Origin of the sequence: Ornithinimicrobium sp. CNJ-824, assembly GCF_001942405.1 — a bacterium.
Lineage (GTDB): Bacteria > Actinomycetota > Actinomycetes > Actinomycetales > Dermatophilaceae > Ornithinicoccus > Ornithinicoccus kibberensis.
On sequence record NZ_MKKA01000062.1, the window covers coordinates 26,109 to 43,170 of the forward strand.

Consider the following 17,062-nt stretch of genomic DNA (forward strand, 5'->3'; position numbering starts at 1 on the left):
TCAGTCCTCCTTCTCGGGTCCGGCGGCACGTGGGTCCCGGCCGGCGCCGACCGCGGCCCGCAGGTGCTGCGCGGTCAGCGTGTCCGAGCCGTCGACCATCTCCTGCGGGGTGCCCTCGAAGACGATCCTGCCTCCCTCGTGTCCGGCGCCGGGACCCAGGTCGACGATCCGGTCGGCCTGGGACACCACCGCCAGGTTGTGCTCCAGGACGATGACCGAGGTCCCCGCGTCGACGAGCCCGTGGAGCATCTGCACGAGCCGGTGGGTGTCGGCCAGGTGCAGCCCGCTGCTGGGCTCGTCGAGCACGACGACCTCGGCCTCCCGCAGCTGGGCGGCCAGCTTGAGCCGCTGCCGCTCGCCGCCGGAGAGGGTGGTCAGCGGCTGCCCGAGACGGACGTAGCCCAGCCCCACGTCGAGCAGCCGGCGCAGCACGGTGGCGGCCTTGCCCGTGGTGAACACCGCCGAGGCGTCCTCGACCGAGAGGTCCAGCACCTCGGCGATCGTCAGCCCGTGCAGGCGGTGCTCCAGCACCTCGGGCCGGAAGCGCCGGCCGCCGCACTCCTCGCACGGCGTGCTCACCCCGTGCACCATGACCAGGTCGGTCCAGATGACCCCCTGGCCCCGGCAGACGGGGCAGGCCCCCTCGGAGTTGGGGCTGAACATCGAGGCCGGCACCCCGTTGGCCTTGGCGAACGCCGTCCGGACCGGGTCGAGGAGCCCGGAGAAGGTCGCCGGGTTGGACCGTCGCGACCCGCGGATCGCGGACTGGTCGACGATGAGGACACCCTCGCGCCCGGAGAGCGACCCGTGCACGAGCGACGACTTGCCGGACCCCGCCACCCCCGTGACCGCGACCAGCACCCCCAGGGGGACGTCGACGTCGACGTCGCGCAGGTTGTTGGTGGTGCGCCCCGGATCTGCAGGTATGCCGTGGGCTGGCGCACCTGGGTGCGCAGGCTCGGATGGTGGTCCAGCCACTCCCCCGTCACCGACCCGGAGGCGGACAGACCGTCGGGAGCACCGGCAAACACCACCTGTCCGCCGTCGTCCCCGGCGCCGGGGCCGATGTCGACGACGTGGTCGGCCAGGGCGATGACCTCGGGCTTGTGCTCGACGACGAGGACGGTGCTGCCGCTGTCGCGCAGCTGGAGGAGGAGCTGGTTCATCCGGGCGATGTCGTGCGGGTGCAGCCCGACCGTGGGTTCGTCGAAGACGTAGGTGACGTCGGTGAGGGCGGAGCCGAGGTGGCGCACCATCTTCACGCGCTGACCCTCCCCGCCCGAGAGCGTGCCGGTCGCCCGGTCGAGCGAGAGGTAGCCCAGCCCGACGTCGATCATCGAGCGCAGGACGCCGGCCAGCCCCTTGGTGACCGGGGCGACCGAGGGCTCGTCGAGTCCTTCCACCCAGGCGAGGAGGTCGCCGAGCTCGTCCGAGGAGCACTGGGGCAGGGTGCGGCCGTGCACGGTCGCGGTGCGGGCGGCCTCGTTGAGCCGGGTGCCGTCGCACTCGGGGCACGGGCCGGTGGTGGCGATCCGTTCCTTGAACCGGCGCACGTGCGCCTGTTTGGGCTCCACGTCCCCGAACCAGCTGCGGCGGAACCGGGTGACCAGGCCCTCGTAGGTCATGTTGATGCCGGCGACCTTGACCTTGGTCGCCGGCTGGTGCAGCAGCCAGTCCCACTCCTGGTCGGTGTAGTCGCGCAGCTTCTTGTCGGGGTCGATCCGCCCGCTCTCGGCGTAGCTGCGCCACATCCAGCTGCCCACCCCGAGGTTGGGCGCGTCGATCGCACCCTCGTTGAGCGAGCGGTCCCGGTCGAGGAAGGTGTCGGGGTCGATCCGGGCGATCGTGCCCAGCCCCTCGCAGGCCGGGCACATGCCGCCGATCGTGGAGAACTCGCGGACCTCGGCCTGGGCCTCGCCCTTCTCGACCGTCATCGTGCCGCGGCCGGACGCGGAGGCCAGGTTGAATGAGAAGGCCGAGGTCGGTCCGACGTGCGGCTCGGACAGCCGGCTGAAGATCACCCGCAGGTAGGTGAGGGCGTCGGTGGCGGTGCCGACGGTGGAGCGGGCGCTGGCGCCGATGCGCTCCTGGTCGACGACGATGGCGGCGGTGAGGTTCTCGAGGTGGTCCACCTCCGGCCGGGCCGACGGCGGCATGAAGGACTGCACGAAGGTGGAGTAGGTCTCGTTGATGAGCCGCTGGGACTCGGCGGCGATCGTGCCGAAGACCAGGGAGGACTTGCCCGAGCCGGAGACGCCCGTGACGACGGTCAGCCGTCGTTTGGGCAGGTCGACGTCGACGCCGCGCAGGTTGTTGACACGGGCGTTGCGGACGCGGATCGTGTCGTGGGAGTCGGCGGGGACGGTCATCCCCCGATCATGGCAGCCGGCACCGACGGACGAGGGAGTCAGAGATGTCCGGGACGAAGGACCAGGCCGGAGGCTTCAGCGAGGCCGAGCGGGAGGCGATGAAGGCGCGCGCGGAGGAGCTGCGGGCCGAGAAGGGTGGCCGCAAGAAGGCCACGGACCTGGAGAAGCTGCTCGAGGTGATCGAGGAGATGCCGGGGCAGGACCGCGCGATCGCGGCGGGACTGCATACCCTCGTCTCCCGGACCGCGCCCGAGCTGGACGGCCGCACCTGGTACGGCATGCCCTCGTGGGCGAAGGACGGGGAGATCCTGCTGTTCATGCAGCCCGCGGGCAAGTTCGGGACGCGCTACTCCACGGTGGGGTTCAACGACGGGGCGGCGCTGGACGACGGGGACATGTGGCCCACGTCGTTCGCGGTCACCCGGCTCACGCCGGAGGTCAAGGAGCGGATCACCGAGCTGCTGCGGAGGGCGCTGGGCTGACTGCGTCCCGGCGACGGCGCCACCAGACCAAGAGCTTGTGCCCCTCGGGCAGGACCATCGCGGTGGCGCCGAGGACCGCGCAGGCGGCCCACTCCTGGGCGGAGAGGGGGACGAAGCCCAGCAGTCCGGCCGCAGGACCCCACTCGGTCGCGCCCCAGTGGAGCAGCAGGGCCCCGAGCGCGCTGGCGATGAGCACCCGGTTGCCGACCGGGTTCATGGCGAGGATCGAGTGGTGCTCCGAGCGTGCGGTGCCCACGAGGTAGAAGTTCATCCACACGAACAGGGTGATGGCCAGGGTGCGGGCGTGCTCGAGGTCGTAGCCCTGGGCCAGGGCCCACTGGAAGGTCACCAGGATGGAGGCGGCCAGCCACAGCCCGGTGACGAGCAGGCGCTGCCACAGCGCCGCGGACAGCACCCCCTCGTCCCGCGGCCGGGGCGGTCGGGCGAGCTCGTTGCCCTCGGGCGGCTCGAAGGCCAGGGCGATGTCCTGCAGCCCGTTGGTGACGACGTTGATGAACAGCAGCTGCACGGGCAGGAACAGCAGGGGCCCCTCGGCCACGACGTTCGTGGACACGGCCACGAGGGAGGCCAGACCGGTGGTGAGCAGGAAGAAGGTCGCGTTGCGGATCGCCGCGAAGGTGACCCTCCCCTGCCGGACCGCTCCCACGATCGTGACGAAGTTGTCGTCGGTCAGGACGATGTCGGCGGCCTCGCGGGCGACGTCGGTGCCCGAGCGCCCCATGGCCACCCCGATCGAGGCGGCCTTGAGGGCGGGGGCGTCGTTGACCCCGTCGCCGGTGACCGCGACGACCTCGCCCCGCTCCTCGTGCAGCCGGGTGATCCGCAGCTTGTCCTGCGGGGTCACCCGCGCGGCGACGTCGCTGACGCGCAGGCGGTCGGTGAGCGCGGCGTCGTCGAGCTGGGCGATCTCGTGGCCGGTGACCGGCGGGTGGGTGGTGTCCAGCCCGACCCGGGCGGCGATGGCCGAGGCCGTGCTCGGGTGGTCGCCGGTGATCATCGTGACCCGGACGCCGGCCCGACGCACCTCGCGACCGCCTCCGGCACCCCCTCCCGAGGAGGGTCCTCCAGGCCCGCCAGGCCCAGGAAGGTCAGGCCCTGCGGCCAGGGCAGGTCGGCGGGCACCGGCTCGTCGGCGGCGAGCACCCGTCGCGCCGTGGCGATCACCCGTAGGCCCTCCCGGGCCATCCGTTCGTTGACCTCCTCGACCAGACCGGTGTCCAGGGGCACCGGGCCGTCGGGTCCTGCCATCCGGGTGGAGAGCCCGACCAGGACGTCGGGCGAACCCTTGACGTGCAGCACCCGGCTGCCGTCGTGCGCGGTGCGGACCGTCTGCGACAGCCGCAGGTGCGGCTCGTAGGGCAGGTCGGCCAGGGGTGCTCGCGACCGTTCCTCCTCGGTGACGGCACCGGACCGCAGGGCGGCGAGCGCGAAGGCGACATCGACCGCGTCCCCCTGCAGGTGCCCGGCGTGCTGCTGGTCGGGGACGGCCTCGTTCGTCAGCGCGCCGGTGCGGAGCACGTCCTGCGCGCCGGCCCGGACGGCCGGTGAGGCACCCTGCAGGGCGTGCGCGCCGGCCCGTCCGTCCACGGTGCCGGCCGGGGACCAGACGGCCTGGACGGTCAGCCGGTTCATGGTCAGGGTGCCGGTCTTGTCCGAGCCGATGAGGGTCGTCGAGCCCAGGGTCTCGACGGCCGGCAGGGAGCGGACGATGGCGTTGTGCCGGGCCATCCGGGCCACCCCCAGGCTCATCGCCACGGTGAGCACGATGGGCAGCGACTCGGGGACGGAGGCCACCGCCAGCGCCACCGCGGTGCGGAACATCTCCGAAGGGGTGTAGCCCAGGAGCACGCCCAGGGTGAAGACGACCACGGAGGCCACGGCCACGACCAGGCCGATGCGCCGCTCGAGCCGGTGGGTCAGCACCTGCAGCGGGGACACCGTGTCCGTGATCTGCACGAGCTCGCTGATCTGGCCCAGCTCGCTCCGGTCCCCCGTCGCCACGACGAGACCCCGAGCCCTGCCGGAGGTGACCAGCGTGCCACCGTAGGCCAGGTTGGTGCGTTCGGTGCGTTCGCTGTCGGGCAGCGCCTCCACGCCCTTGCCCACCGGATGCACCTCGCCGGTCAGCAACGACTCGTCGACGCGCAGGTCGGCGGTGTCGATGAGGCGGAGGTCCGCCGGGACCCGTTCCCCGCTCTCCAGCGGGACGACGTCCCCGGGCACCAGCTCGGCGGTCTCGACTCTCCGGACGACCCCGGCCCGGACGACCCGGCACGTGGGGACGGTGAGATTGCGCAGCGCCTGGACGGCCTTCTCCGCCCTGCGTTCCTGCCAGAAGCCGATGCCGGCGTTGAGCAGGAGGATGAAGAGGATCGCCCCGGAGTCGACCCACTCGCGCAGGAGGGCGGTGACGACCGCCGCGATGACGAGGATCCCGATGAGCGGACTGACGAACTGCCGCAGCAGGACCTTCCACCAGGGCGTGGCCTCGGCGACGTCGATGACGTTGGCGCCCCACTCGTCCCGGCGACGGGCGGCCTCGCCGTCGGTGAGACCGTCCGGCGTGGAGGCCAGGTGCACGAGCGCGTCCTCGGTGCCGACCCCGTGCCAGCCGGGCCCAGGAGGGACGGGGGACGGGGCGGACTGCGTCGTGTCGGGCACCGGGCTCAACTCCTCGGGCCCCATTCTTCCAGAGCAGGGTTCGGCGGCGGGCGGCACCCGTCTCGATGGAACGCAATCGGCAGGCCCCTGTCGAGGCCCGCTGGAGACGCGCGACCAACCTCCGCCCACGGCCCCGGGCTGCGCTGTTTGGTCGCCGCGTCGTGGAACCCGTCGGGCGGCCTGCCGCCCCTGGGCCCGCCGTCCCGTCCCTGTGAGTTCCGAGGAGTGCCCCCATGTCCGCATCTGCGCCCGAGGCCCAGAAGAGGAGTTCCGCCCCGCTCGCCCGGGTGATGCGCCCGGTCAACTCCCTGGTGGAGCGGTTCATCCCGAGCGCGTTCGTCTTCGCCGTCGTCCTGACCTTCGTCGTGGCGGTCGCTGCCCTGCTGCTCACCGACGCCGGGCCGGTCGACGTCATCACGGGCTGGGGCGACGGCCTCGCCGGGCTGCTGGCCTTCATGACGCAGATGGCCCTGATCCTGCTGCTGGGCCACACCCTGGCCAACACCGGCCCGGTCCGCAAGCTGCTGGGCCGGCTGGGCGGGGTGCCGAGGACGGTGCTGCAGGCCTACCTCTTCGTCTTCGTCGTCGCCTCCCTCGCTTCACTGATCACCTGGGGACTCGGTCTCGTCGTCGGAGTCCTGCTCGCCAAGGAGGTAGCCGCCCAGGGCCGTGAACGTGGCCTGCGGCTGCACTTCCCGATGCTTGTCGCCGCCGGCTACTCCGGCTACGTGATCTGGCACATGGGCTACTCGGCCTCGGGCCCGCTCACCGCGGCCACCGAGGGGTCCTTCATCGCCGAGCAGCTCGGTCGGACCATCCCCGTCGGGGACACGATCTTCACCTGGTGGAACATCGCCGCCGCCGCCGCGACCATCGTCGTCGTCGGCATCGCCCTGGCCCTGGTCGCACCGCGCGAGGGCGAGGATGTCATCGAGCTGGGGTTCGACGCACGGGACGACGACGCTGACCTGGACGACGAGGTCGTCACGCCGGCCGACCGGGTCGACGCGAGCCGGGTGGTGACGCTGCTGGTGGGTCTGGCTCTCACCACCTACCTGGGACTGCACTTCGCCAACGGCGGCACGCTCACCCTCGACATCGTCAACTGGACCTTCCTGGCGCTGATCCTCCTGCTCGTGCGCAACACCTTCGAGCTGATCGCGCTGGTCAAGAACGCCGCCTCCAACGTCGGCGAGATCCTCCTGCAGTTCCCCCTCTACGCCGGGATCATGGGCATCATGGCCACGACCGGCCTCATCACCGTCTTCTCCGACTGGGTGGTCAGCGTCGCCAACCCGACCACGTTCGGCGTGCTCGCCTTCCTGTCGGCGGGAGTCGTGAACTTCTTCGTCCCCTCCGGGGGCGGCCAGTTCGCCGTGCAGAGCCCCGTCATGCTGGACGCCGCGGCACGCCTGGGCGTGGACCCCTCCGTCGCGATCATGGCGATCTCCTACGGCGACCAGTGGACCAACATGATCCAGCCGTTCTGGGCGCTACCGGTCCTGGCGATCGCCAGCCTGAAGATGCGCGACATCCTCGGCTACACGATGGTCACCCTGATCGCCTCCGGACTCGTCTTCGCCACCGTTCTGCTGCTCATCGGCGCCGGGGTCTGAGAAGGGCGACCGGCTGGCCGGTCGATCAGTCGCCGTACGGCCTCGTCGGGGCGACCGCGCTCAGAAGTTGCTGGCCATGTTCGTGAACCGGGAGTAGTGACCCTGGAACGCCACGACGACCGTGTCCGTGGGGCCGTTCCTGTGCTTGGCCACGATGACGTCCGCCTCCCCCTCGCGGGGTGACTCGCGCTCGTACATCGACTCGCGGTGGAGCAGGATGACGACGTCTGCATCCTGCTCGATCGAGTTGTGGACGGCGATGCCGTTGGCCACGAAGTTGTGGTTGCCCAGGACCGTCGCGTCGAAGACCTCCTCGACGCCGTCCAGCTCGACGGACACGACGTCGTCGAAGAGGACGTCGTTGACGGCGGCGAGATCCAGGTCTTCGCTGTCCAGGACCTCAGCCACCGTCCTCAGCGCGCCACCATCCGTCTCCAGCTGCAGGATCTGGGCCATCTCCTGCCACAAGGGAGCGGGCTCAGCTAGGACCGGGCGCGGTTCCGCCCGGGTGTCGCCCGCTTCGACGAATGCCAGTGCGGGCGCAACGTCCGGCCCGAGGTCGACAAGCGGCGCGATCTCGCGCAGGAACCGCCTCTGGTCGTCCTTGTCCTGGACGGACAGGACCGTCAGTCCTGCCCGGGTCGACAGCCGGGTGCTGATGCCGAACCTCAGCAGCTGTCTGGACATGTCGTCGGCGAGGCCCCGTTCCCCATGCCACTCGACCACGATCCGTGCGTCTTCCAGGCGCACCGACCCGCCCCTCGCCCAGAGCGAACCGATGAGCAGCGCGATCTGGCGTTTCGACATGTGCGCGGCGTTGTCGGGCAGCGCGTCGAACCGTCCGCTGTCGAGGTCTCGTGCCATCGCCAGGACCTGGTCGTCGTGGCTCCACGGCTCGTGCTTGTCGGGGGCGGGCAAGTGCCTGGGCACCGCGATCTTGTCGCACGCACGGAGGTCGCCCAGCTGCTTCCAACCGTCGTAGGTCAGGAACGGGTGGTTCTCGGTGGCGCGGACGGTCTTGCCGGAGGTCAGCGTGAGACGGAAGACCGGCCGTGTGCCCGTCGGGAAGACGTGGGTCAGGTGCCGCCGGACGTAGCGCAGCGACTCGTCCAAGGACCACACGGGCACGTCCCGCTCACCAGACTCGTAGAGCTCGCCCATGGTCACCTCGGCCCCGGTGTCGGCCCGGAGAATCCTTGTGTCGGCCGTCAGGCACCCCGACTCACGAAGGTCGCTCATCTGGGGCTTCTTGTCGGTCCGCTGCTCAGGGCCACGGTTGAGCTGGGACAGGGCGATGAGCGGGACCTCGAGCTCCTTGGCGAGCAGCTTCAGCGCCCGGCTGAACTCGGCGACCTCCTGCTGACGGGACTCGACCCGCTTGCCCGAGCTCATCAGCTGGAGGTAGTCCACGACGACGAGCTTGAGGTCGTTGCGCTGCTTGAGGCGGCGGCACTTGGCACGGATCTCCATCAGCGACATGTTGGGCGAGTCGTCGATGAACAGGGGCGCACCGTGGATGCGACCCTGGGTCTCCGCCAACCGCGTCCAGTCCCGGTCGCGCATGTTGCCCTTGCGCATGTTCTGCAGCGGGATCTCCGACTCGGCCGAGAGCAGGCGCATGGTGATCTCGGTGCGGCTCATCTCCAGGGAGAAGACGACCGTCGGGAGGCTGTGCTTGATCGCCGCAGCCCGGGCGATGTCCAGGGCAAAGGTCGAGTTGTGCGTCGGGATCATCGACCGGCCGGCGAGGAATAGTTGCCGGTCGTTGTCGACCTGCACGCACCGGACGGGCACGCTGCCCACCCGACGGACCGCGGTGATGAACCGGGAGTCGCGACGATGGAACGACCGTGCCCTCCGGTCCTTGTGAGCGAGCCGCTTGCGCTCGAGCCGGAAAACGTCCTCATCAGCGGAAAAGGTCAGCGTGTGGGCCGTCGACGACTGGACCGACCGACCCCGAACCGACTTCCTGCTCCGGCCGCAGCGGTAGCCCAGCCCCACGACAAGTTCGTAGACGTCGTCCGCGAGACGATCGGACGTCGTCGTGAATTGCGGGCAACCTTGGGCCGACACCGTCCCGTCAGTGTCCAGCAGGCCTGCGAGGAGGGCACGACGCTGGGACTCACTCGCCCGCTGGTAGCACGTGGGAATGTGCTTGTTCCCGAGCACGCCAGCCTTGCGAAGGAGCGCCTTGACGGAGCCATGGTCGTGGTAGCACGAACGGCAGCGCCCAGTTCCACTGGATGGCGATCCACAGTCCGGGCAGGAAGGTTCGCGCCGGGGAGCCAAACCTTTAGAGCGGCCACCGCAGCTTCGACCGCAAGTGAGGACGTGCGTCGCACGAGGCACGAACGAGGACCCACACACCAGGCAGACTCGCGGCAGGACCGCTCCCCGGGGCAGGACCATCGAGTAGAGCATGTTGCCTTGAGGACGTACCTCGACGCCTTCGGCTTCGAGATGCACCAGGATCTCGGGGTCGTTGCTGGTGATCCGGGCACCGGCACTCTCACCGTCTCCCAGCCACGCGCCAAGAACATAAGGTGACAGAGGCAGCTCGGCTTGAGGGAGATCCAACGGCCCACCTAGGGCGACGCTGTGGTTGAGCCTGGAGTCCGCCGTCTCACACCTCAAGGTGCGCTCGATCTCAGCGGTCGTTCGGACGCTGCTCGAATGCTCACGCAGACCGCGACGCTCTGCCCGGGTGCTGGTCTCCCACAGGTGCTCGGCGTCGGCCGTGATGACCGACCCGTCCGAGAACTCCACCTCGTAGCAGGGCCGGTCGTGCATGACCTCGGTGGCGGCCACTACGGTGGTCGGTCGCCCATCGGCTCCGAGCAGCTGGTCCCCCACCCGCACCTCGCCCATCGTTGTCCAGCCGGACGGCGTCGGCAGCGGCGTGTCCAGCGCCAGGGCCTTGCCGACAGCCGGCCTGGCCGCCACGATCACCATCTGCCCCGGGTGCAGGCCGTTGGTCAGCTCGTCCAGCTCGTTGAACCCGGTCGGCACACCCACCATCTCCCCGGTGGAGGAGGCGTTGTGCTCGATCTCGTCGGTCGTGGGCTGGATGAGGTCGGCGAGCGCGTGGTAGTCCTCACCGCCCCGCTTGTCGGCGACCGCGTAGATCTCGGCCTGCGCGGTGTTGACGATCTCCTCGACGTCACCGCCGCCGTAGCCGATCTGCACGATCCGGGTGCCCGCCTCGACCAGGCGGCGCAGGACCGCCCGCTCGGCGACGATCTCGGCGTAGAAGGCGGCGTTGGCCGCGGTGGGGACCCCGGCGATGAGCTGGTGCAGGTATGCCGTGCCGCCGATCCGGCTGAGCTCGCCCCGCTTGGTCAGCTCGTCGGCGACGGTGATCGCGTCGACCGGCTCCCCCCGGGAGAACAGGTCGACGACCGCCTCGTAGATCCGCTCGTGGGCCGGGCGGTAGAAGTCGACGGGCTTGATGATCTCCGAGCACTCGCCGATGGCGTCCTTGGACAGGAGCATGGCCCCCAGGGCGCTCTCCTCCGCGGCCACGTCCTGCGGCGGGAGCCGCTCCTCGGGCGACCCCTCCCCCGGAGCCCCGTACGCCCGTTCCAGCTCGCTCAGCGACATGTGCCCTCCTGCTCTCGCCCGTCCGGCTCTGCGACCACGTCACCACGACCCACCGACAGACCCACAGCGCGCCACGGTACGCCGGACGCGGACCTCCCCCAAGACGCCCCTGTGGACAGCCTGTGGAGGGGATGTGGAACGCCGGTGGACGACACGCGACGGGCCTGCGCACAGCTGTGGACGAGGCCTGTGGACGACGGTGCGACACAGCATCCCCACACCTGTTGACCAGCGCCTTCTCCACCCACACCCTGTGGAGAAGAACTCGGCCCAGAAAGTTTCAGGACCGCCCTCCGGCACCACCTCGGGCGTGTCGCCCACACCACACCAGCGGCCGGGAAGAGATGCGCACCCCGCCGACGTTTGGCACTCTAGAAGCAAGAGTGCTAATCCATCGGGAAGCACCCGCACGGTGCAGCACTCACCACCAGGACCGAGGGCGGACCGGTGCCGCCGGACCTCCCTCGACCGCACAGAAGGAGGAAGCATGAACCGTTTCGACCCGTTCCGCGAGATGGACCGCCTGATGTCGGAGACGATGCGCACCCCGGCGGCCTCGGCGATGCCGATGGACCTGTTCCGCTCCGGGGAGACGTTCGTCGCCAAGGTGGACCTGCCCGGCGTCGACCCGAGCTCCATCGACGTCGACGTCGAGGACCGCACGATGACCATCCGTGCCGAGCGGCGCGAGGAGCCCGACGCCGAGCAGTGGCTCTCCCACGAGCGGCCGGCCGGCACCTTCGCCCGGCAGCTCACCCTGGGCTACGGCGTGGCCCTGGACCGCATCGAGGCCGACTACACCGACGGGGTGCTCACCCTGACCATCCCGGTGGCCGAGGAGGCCCGGCCGCGCAAGATCCAGGTGGCCCACCGCTCCGGCCTGGGCGGTGGCGACAGCGTCCGCGGCGAGGTCGCCGAGCACTCCGACGACACCTCCGGCGAGGAGCAGTCCCAGGACGCCTGACCCGTCCTCCGCGCCCCGGCGCACTCCCGACCTCGGCGCACACCTCGCGCCCCGCGCGATCCGGGCCCGGCACCGCCACGGTGCCGGGCCCGTCGCCGTCGGCTGGCACACTTGCCGCTCGTGAGCACCCCCGACCAGCCCTCCCTGCGCCGGGAGGTGCTGCGCCTGGCGGTTCCCGCCTTCCTCGCGCTCGTCGCCGAGCCGCTCTTCCTGCTGGCCGACTCGGCCATCGTCGGCCACCTGGGCACCGCGGCCCTGGCCGGCCTGGGGGTGGCCAGCGCCGTCCTGCTCACCGCGGTCAACATCTTCGTCTTCCTCGCCTACGGCACGACCGCTGTCGTCGCCCGCCGCCTGGGCGCCGGCGACCAGCGCGGGGCGCTCAGCGCCGGCATCGACGGCATGTGGCTCGCGGTGCTCCTGGGCGTGTTCGCCGCGGCCGCCACCGCCCTCTGGGCCCAGCCCGTCGTGGAGGTCTTCGGCGCCACCCCGGGTGCCACCGCGGAGGCGGTGACCTACCTGCGCGTGTCGACGCTCGGCATACCCATGATGCTGCTCGTGCTGGCCGCGACCGGGGTCCTGCGCGGCCTGCAGGACACCCGCACCCCGCTGGTCGTCTCGGTCGTGGGCTTCACCACCAACGCCCTGCTGTCCCTGCTGCTGGTCCACGGGGTGGGCTGGGGGATCGCCGGCGCCGCGTGGGGCACCGTGCTGGCGCAGACCGGGATGGCGGTGGCGATGACCGCGGTCGTCGTGCGCGCCGCCCGACGCCTGGACGCCCCGCTGGGCTTCGCCGCCTCCGGGGTGCTGCGGGCCGCGGCCGGCGGGGTCCCCCTCCTCGTGCGCACCCTGTCCCTGCGTGCGGTGCTCCTGCTGACCACCTGGGTGGCCGCAGGGCTCGGCGAGCCCGAGCTGGCGGCCCACCAGGTGGCGATGACGGTATGGAGCTCGCTCGCCTTCGCGCTCGACGCGCTGGCGATCGCGGCGCAGGCGCTCGTGGGCAAGTCGCTCGGGGCCGGCGACGTCGCCGGCACCCGGGCCGCCACCGCGATGATGGTGCGCTGGGGCGTCTGGTTCGGGGTGGTCCTGGCGGTCCTCATCGTGGCCACCCACCGCGTCGTGCCGCTCGCCTTCTCCACCGACCCCCGGGTGCACGCGGCCCTCGGTGCCGCGCTGCTCGTGGTGGCCCTGGGCCAGCCCGTCTCCGGGATCGCGTTCGTCCTCGACGGGGTGCTCATCGGGGCCGGCGACGCCCGTTGGCTGGCGTGGGCGCAGACGGTGTTCCTGCTGGCCTACCTGCCGCTGGCGCTGGCCGTGCGGGCCCTGGACCAGGTCGGGATCACCGGGCTGGTCTGGTTGTGGCTGGCCTACACCGCGTGGATGGCCGTGCGGGCCGCCGGGCTGACCTGGCGGTCCCGGCAGGACGCCTGGATGGTCACCGGCGCCTGAGCCTCCGGCACCGGTCAGCCACCCTCGGCGCCGGTGCCCGACCGTCGGGCCAGGTGGATGTCGGCGGGCTCGACCTGGCCGGTCCGGAACCCGGCCCGGCCGACCATGTGCGCGCCGGCCGGGATGGTCAGCAGCTGGAAGACGCCGATGAGCAGCAGCATGCCCACGTCCAGGCCGGATCGGGTGCGCAGCCCCACCCCCAGCAGGACGAGCAGCACGCCGAGCACCTGCGGCTTGGTGCCGGCGTGCATGCGGGTCAGCAGGTCGGGGAAGCGCAGCAGGCCGATGCCCGCGGCCAGGCACAGGAGGGCCCCGACCAGCAGCGCGGCCAGGCCGAGCAGGTCGGCGACGTCGGTCCAGCTCACGGCTCCAACCGTCCTTCCTCCGAGCCCGGGTCACGGTCCTTGGCGACGAACCGGGCCACCGCCACCGAGGCCAGGAAGCCCACGAGCGAGAGCGAGATGAGCAGCGGCAGGGTCGTCGACCCGCTCGTGAGCGCGGCCTGGGCCCCCAGCGCGCAGACGACGATCGAGACGAGCACGTCGGTGGCGACCACCCGGTCGAGCACGCTGGGTCCGATGGTGATCCGCACGAGGGTCAGCGCCGCGGCCACCGCCAGCACCGCCCCGACGGTCCACGCGAGCACGCCCTCCAGCACGTCCAGGCTCATCGGGCCTCCTTCCGTCGGCGCGGGTCCAGCAGCTCCTCGGCGCGCGGGTCGAAGGCCCGCAGCACCCGGGCCTCCTGGCCCAGCACCCGGCGGCGGACCGCCTTGGCCTCGCGCGGGGTGGAGACGTCCAGCGCGTGCAGGGTGAGCAGCCGGGTGGACGGCTCGAGGTCGACGACGACCGTCCCGGGCACCAGGGCGGTCATCTCGGCGGTGATCGTCTGCAGCAGCTCGTCGTCGCCGGCCAGCTCGAGGTCCATCACCACGCCGCGCACCGGCGGGCCCGGCCGCACGGTCAGCCAGGCCACCTGGAAGGAGGCCACGACGACGTCGGCCAGGAAGCGGGCGACGAGCACGACGAACGCCCACGGACGCAGCCGCAGCCGCACCCGCACCCTCGGCAGCGGGAAGACGACGAGCACGAGCACCGCGGTGAGCACCCCGCCGGCGACGACGACGGCCGAGGGGCTGCCCCAGAGCAGGATCCAGACCGCGGTCAGCCAGAAGACCGACCACCAGGACAGCCGTCGGGGGGTATGCCGTCGCGCTCCGCCCCTGCTCGTGCTCACGGGCTCACCCCGGGGCCGAGGACCGCGTCCAGGTAGGGCGTGCGGAGCATGAGGTCGACGGCCGCCCGGGTGGTCACGTCGTAGAGCGGTCCGGCCACGACGACCAGGCCGACGCCGACGGCGACGAGGGCGCCGGTCGGCAGCAGCACGCCCAGGCCGAGGGCGCCGTGGTGCCCGCCGCGCAGGGGGCCGCTGCCGGTGATCCCCTCGGGGTTCTCCGACCAGAACGCGCGCCCCCAGACCCGCGCGACGGCATACAGGGTGAGCAGGGAGGTGACGACCGAGGCGACCACCAGGGCCCAGGCCAGCCACCGTCCGTCGTCCACGCCCGCCTGGATGAGCCCGACCTTGCCGAGGAAGCCGGTGAACGGGGGGATGCCGGCGAGGTTCATCGCCGGGACGAAGAACAGCACGCCGACGATCGGGCTGATCCTGGCCAGGTCGCCGAGCCGGGCGGTGTCGGTGGAGCCGCCGACCCGTTCGACGAGACCGGTGACGAGGAACAGCGTGGTCTGCACGAGGATGTGGTGGGCGACGTAGAAGATGGCCGCCGCCAGCCCGATCGTGCTGCCCAGGGCGATGCCGAAGAGCATGTAGCCGATGTGGCTGACCAGCGTGTAGGACAGCATCCGCTTGATGTCGTCCTGCACGATCGCGCCGAGGATGCCCACGACCATCGTCAGCAGCGCCGCCCACAGCAGCAGGTCGTCGAACCGGGTCTGGGGGAACAGCAGCGTCTGGGTCCGGATCATGGCGTAGACGCCGACCTTGGTCAGCAGGCCGGCGAAGACGGCCGTCACCGGCGCCGGGGCGGTGGGGTAGGAGTCGGGCAGCCAGCCGGACATGGGGAAGACGGCGGCCTTGACCGCGAAGCCGATGAGCAGCATGACGTGCAGCAGGGCGGCGGTCCCGGGCTGGATCTCGCCCAGCCGCTGGGCCAGCAGCGCCAGGTTGACCGTGCCCGCGGCCGCGTAGACGAGGGCGATGGCGGTGAGGAAGATCATCGAGGACAGCAGGCTGACCAGCACGTAGGTGGTGCCCGCCCGGACACGCTCGAGCGTGCCCCCGAGGGTGAGGAGCACGAAGCTGGCCGCCAGCAGCATCTCGAAGCCGACGTAGAGGTGGAACAGGTCGCCGGAGACGAAGGTGGTGGTCACGCCGGCCGCGAGGACGAGGATCGAGGGGTGGAAGACCGGCAGCGGCGAGTGGCCGTCGGACTCGTCGTCGAAGGAGCTGGCCCCCTGGCCGACGGAGTAGGCGAGCACCCCCATCGTCACGGTCGTGGAGACGATGACCATGAGTGCGGCCAGCCGGTCCACGACCAGGACGATGCCCTCCCACGGCATCCAGCCCCCGACGAGCATGACCTGGGGGCCCTGGGTGTCGGCCGCCCACAGCAGCCAGCCGGCGAGCACGAGCATGGCGGCCAGCACCGTCATGCTGACGACACGCTGGACGCCGGTGCGGCCGGTCGCGGCGAGCGTGATCCCCGCGCCGATGAGGGGAAGCACGACGAGGAGGGGCACCATCCAGGCCCAGGTGGTCGTCACCGCCGTTCCCCCCTCTTGTCGTGCCCGTGCCCGTGGTGCCGGTCCTCGTCCTCCACGAACTCGTCGTGCGCGTGCTCCGCGCCGGTCTCGTCGTGGTGGCTGCTCTCGGTCCGGTGCCCCTCGGCCTCGATCTCGTCGCTGGTCTCCCGCGCGGACGGCCCGGGGCCGAGGTCGTCGGCCTCGGCGCGCGCGTGGATCCGGGCGGACTCGGTGTCGTCGTCGACGAGGTCGACGCCGGAAAGCTGACGTCCCCGGTGGGCGAGCGCGAGCACGAAGGCGGTCATCCCCAGGGTGATGACGATGGCGGTGAGCACCAGGGCCTGCGGCACGGGGTCCGCCATCCGCTCCCCGGTCGGGGAGGCCCCACGATCGGCGGGGCCCCGGGGGGTCCGGAGGCGATGATGAACAGCAGGTTGATGCCGTTGCCCATGAGCAGGAAGCCCATGAGCGCGCGCACGAGCGAGCGGGACAGGAACAGGTAGGTGCCCGTCCCGACGAGGGCCGCGGAGGTGAGCACGAGGGTGAGGTTGGGGGTCATCGGCCGGCCACCCGTTCCTTCTCGTCGGCGGCGATCTCGTCGATGCCCGAGCCGAAGCTGCGCAGGATGTCGAGCATCAGGCCCAGCACGACGAGGTAGACGCGACGTCGAAGAGGAGCGAGGTCACCACGTGCACCTCGCCCAGCAGCGGCACGGGGACGTCGGTGATCCAGGTGCGCAGGGCGGGCGAGCCGAAGAGCATCGGCAGGACGGCCGAGCCGCCGGCGATGAACAGCCCGGTGCCGAGCAGGGCGGCGGGGCGCACCGGCAGGGCCGCGCTGAGCTCGGCGCCGTAGCCGGCGAGGTAGCGCAGGCACAGCGCCAGCCCGGCCACGATGCCGGCGGCGAACCCGCCGCCGGGCTGGTTGTGCCCGGACAGGAGCAGGTAGATCGACCAGAGGACGATGGTGTGGAAGACGAGGTGGGTGACGATCTCCAGGATCGTGGAGCGGCGGTCGGGGTCGAGCAGGTCCACCCGGGCGATCCACGGGGTGACCGCGTCCTGCCGGTCGCGACGGGGTCGACGCCCGGTCGGGCCCACTGGTCCCGGGCCCGCAGGATCCCCTCGGCCGCCCTGCG

The 17,062-nt window shown here is 71.5% G+C and carries 14 protein-coding genes and 1 pseudogene; 4 read left to right on the plus strand and 11 right to left on the minus strand.

All coding sequences use genetic code 11. The features are described from left to right. Window positions 1–2,369: pseudogene (locus BJF81_RS16175) on the minus strand (excinuclease ABC subunit UvrA). Between the two features lie 44 nt (window positions 2,370–2,413). Between BJF81_RS16175 and BJF81_RS16180 the strand changes: the two are divergent. Next, window positions 2,414–2,851, plus strand: a complete 438-nt coding sequence (locus tag BJF81_RS16180) for an iron chaperone (protein WP_075959202.1) — start codon at window positions 2,414–2,416, stop codon at window positions 2,849–2,851. Here BJF81_RS16180 and BJF81_RS20070 read toward each other — a convergent pair. Then, on the minus strand, window positions 2,820–3,896 hold the full coding sequence (locus BJF81_RS20070; protein ID WP_237770305.1) for an HAD-IC family P-type ATPase: 1,077 nt from the start codon (window positions 3,894–3,896) through the stop codon (window positions 2,820–2,822). The genes BJF81_RS16180 and BJF81_RS20070 overlap by 32 nt on opposite strands. Next, window positions 3,866–5,533: a cation-translocating P-type ATPase gene (locus tag BJF81_RS20075; protein WP_237770306.1), complete on the minus strand. Its 1,668-nt coding sequence runs from the start codon at window positions 5,531–5,533 to the stop codon at window positions 3,866–3,868. Before BJF81_RS20075 ends, BJF81_RS20070 begins: the two co-directional genes overlap by 31 nt. Window positions 5,534–5,766: 233 nt before the next feature. Here BJF81_RS20075 and BJF81_RS16190 point away from each other — a divergent pair, with 233 nt between their 5' ends. Continuing rightward, complete coding sequence (locus tag BJF81_RS16190) at window positions 5,767–7,149, plus strand: short-chain fatty acid transporter (RefSeq protein ID WP_075959203.1); 1,383 nt, start codon at window positions 5,767–5,769, stop codon at window positions 7,147–7,149. Between the two features lie 60 nt (window positions 7,150–7,209). Here BJF81_RS16190 and dnaB read toward each other — a convergent pair whose 3' ends face one another. Then, window positions 7,210–10,749, minus strand: a complete 3,540-nt coding sequence (gene dnaB / locus BJF81_RS16195) for a replicative DNA helicase (RefSeq protein ID WP_075959204.1) — start codon at window positions 10,747–10,749, stop codon at window positions 7,210–7,212. Window positions 10,750–11,236: 487 nt separating this feature from the next. Here dnaB and BJF81_RS16200 point away from each other — a divergent pair, with 487 nt between their 5' ends. Both BJF81_RS16200 and BJF81_RS16205 read left to right on the plus strand, forming a co-directional pair. Then, window positions 11,237–11,713: an Hsp20/alpha crystallin family protein gene (locus BJF81_RS16200; protein WP_075959205.1), complete on the plus strand. Its 477-nt coding sequence runs from the start codon at window positions 11,237–11,239 to the stop codon at window positions 11,711–11,713. A gap of 120 nt (window positions 11,714–11,833) precedes the next feature. Continuing rightward, complete coding sequence (locus BJF81_RS16205) at window positions 11,834–13,159, plus strand: MATE family efflux transporter (RefSeq protein WP_075959206.1); 1,326 nt, start codon at window positions 11,834–11,836, stop codon at window positions 13,157–13,159. A gap of 14 nt (window positions 13,160–13,173) precedes the next feature. On the opposite strand, the gene mnhG is transcribed toward BJF81_RS16205, so the two are convergent. The 7 genes from mnhG to BJF81_RS20080 form a co-directional block, all read right to left on the minus strand. Continuing rightward, a complete protein-coding gene (gene mnhG, locus BJF81_RS16210; protein ID WP_075959207.1) occupies window positions 13,174–13,524 on the minus strand; it encodes a monovalent cation/H(+) antiporter subunit G in 351 nt (116 codons plus the stop codon). Next, window positions 13,521–13,829 carry a monovalent cation/H+ antiporter complex subunit F gene (locus BJF81_RS16215; RefSeq protein ID WP_075959208.1) on the minus strand — a complete coding sequence of 103 codons (309 nt, stop codon included), beginning with the start codon at window positions 13,827–13,829 and terminating at the stop codon, window positions 13,521–13,523. The genes mnhG and BJF81_RS16215 overlap by 4 nt, the downstream gene beginning before the upstream one ends. Beyond that, the gene (locus tag BJF81_RS16220) at window positions 13,826–14,395 is read right to left on the minus strand and encodes a Na+/H+ antiporter subunit E (RefSeq protein WP_075959209.1); all 570 of its coding nucleotides are present in this window, start codon (window positions 14,393–14,395) and stop codon (window positions 13,826–13,828) included. Before BJF81_RS16220 ends, BJF81_RS16215 begins: the two co-directional genes overlap by 4 nt. After that, a complete protein-coding gene (locus tag BJF81_RS16225; RefSeq protein ID WP_075959271.1) occupies window positions 14,392–15,924 on the minus strand; it encodes a Na+/H+ antiporter subunit D in 1,533 nt (510 codons plus the stop codon). Before BJF81_RS16225 ends, BJF81_RS16220 begins: the two co-directional genes overlap by 4 nt. A 17-nt stretch (window positions 15,925–15,941) precedes the next feature. Then, window positions 15,942–16,286 carry a sodium:proton antiporter gene (locus BJF81_RS20510; RefSeq protein WP_269087355.1) on the minus strand — a complete coding sequence of 115 codons (345 nt, stop codon included), beginning with the start codon at window positions 16,284–16,286 and terminating at the stop codon, window positions 15,942–15,944. Continuing rightward, window positions 16,226–16,483, minus strand: coding sequence for an NADH-quinone oxidoreductase subunit K (locus BJF81_RS20515; RefSeq protein ID WP_269087356.1), 258 nt, complete (start codon window positions 16,481–16,483; stop codon window positions 16,226–16,228). Before BJF81_RS20515 ends, BJF81_RS20510 begins: the two co-directional genes overlap by 61 nt. A 76-nt stretch (window positions 16,484–16,559) precedes the next feature. Then, complete coding sequence (locus BJF81_RS20080) at window positions 16,560–17,024, minus strand: MnhB domain-containing protein (RefSeq protein WP_342447174.1); 465 nt, start codon at window positions 17,022–17,024, stop codon at window positions 16,560–16,562. Between the last annotated feature and the right edge of the window lie 38 nt (window positions 17,025–17,062).

Excerpts from the sequence above, each read along its gene's own strand:
- BJF81_RS16200 (WP_075959205.1), top strand. The coding sequence starts at position 11,237 with ATGAACCGTTTCGACCCGTTCCGCGAGATGGACCGCCTGATGTCGGAG.
- BJF81_RS16180 (WP_075959202.1), top strand. The coding sequence starts at position 2,414 with ATGTCCGGGACGAAGGACCAGGCCGGAGGCTTCAGCGAGGCCGAGCGG.
- BJF81_RS20510 (WP_269087355.1), bottom strand. The coding sequence starts at position 16,286 with ATGGCGGACCCCGTGCCGCAGGCCCTGGTGCTCACCGCCATCGTCATC.
- dnaB (WP_075959204.1), bottom strand. The coding sequence starts at position 10,749 with ATGTCGCTGAGCGAGCTGGAACGGGCGTACGGGGCTCCGGGGGAGGGG.
- BJF81_RS20515 (WP_269087356.1), bottom strand. The coding sequence starts at position 16,483 with ATGACCCCCAACCTCACCCTCGTGCTCACCTCCGCGGCCCTCGTCGGG.
- BJF81_RS16190 (WP_075959203.1), top strand. The coding sequence starts at position 5,767 with ATGTCCGCATCTGCGCCCGAGGCCCAGAAGAGGAGTTCCGCCCCGCTC.
- BJF81_RS16215 (WP_075959208.1), bottom strand. The coding sequence starts at position 13,829 with ATGAGCCTGGACGTGCTGGAGGGCGTGCTCGCGTGGACCGTCGGGGCG.
- BJF81_RS16225 (WP_075959271.1), bottom strand. The coding sequence starts at position 15,924 with ATGGTGCCCCTCCTCGTCGTGCTTCCCCTCATCGGCGCGGGGATCACG.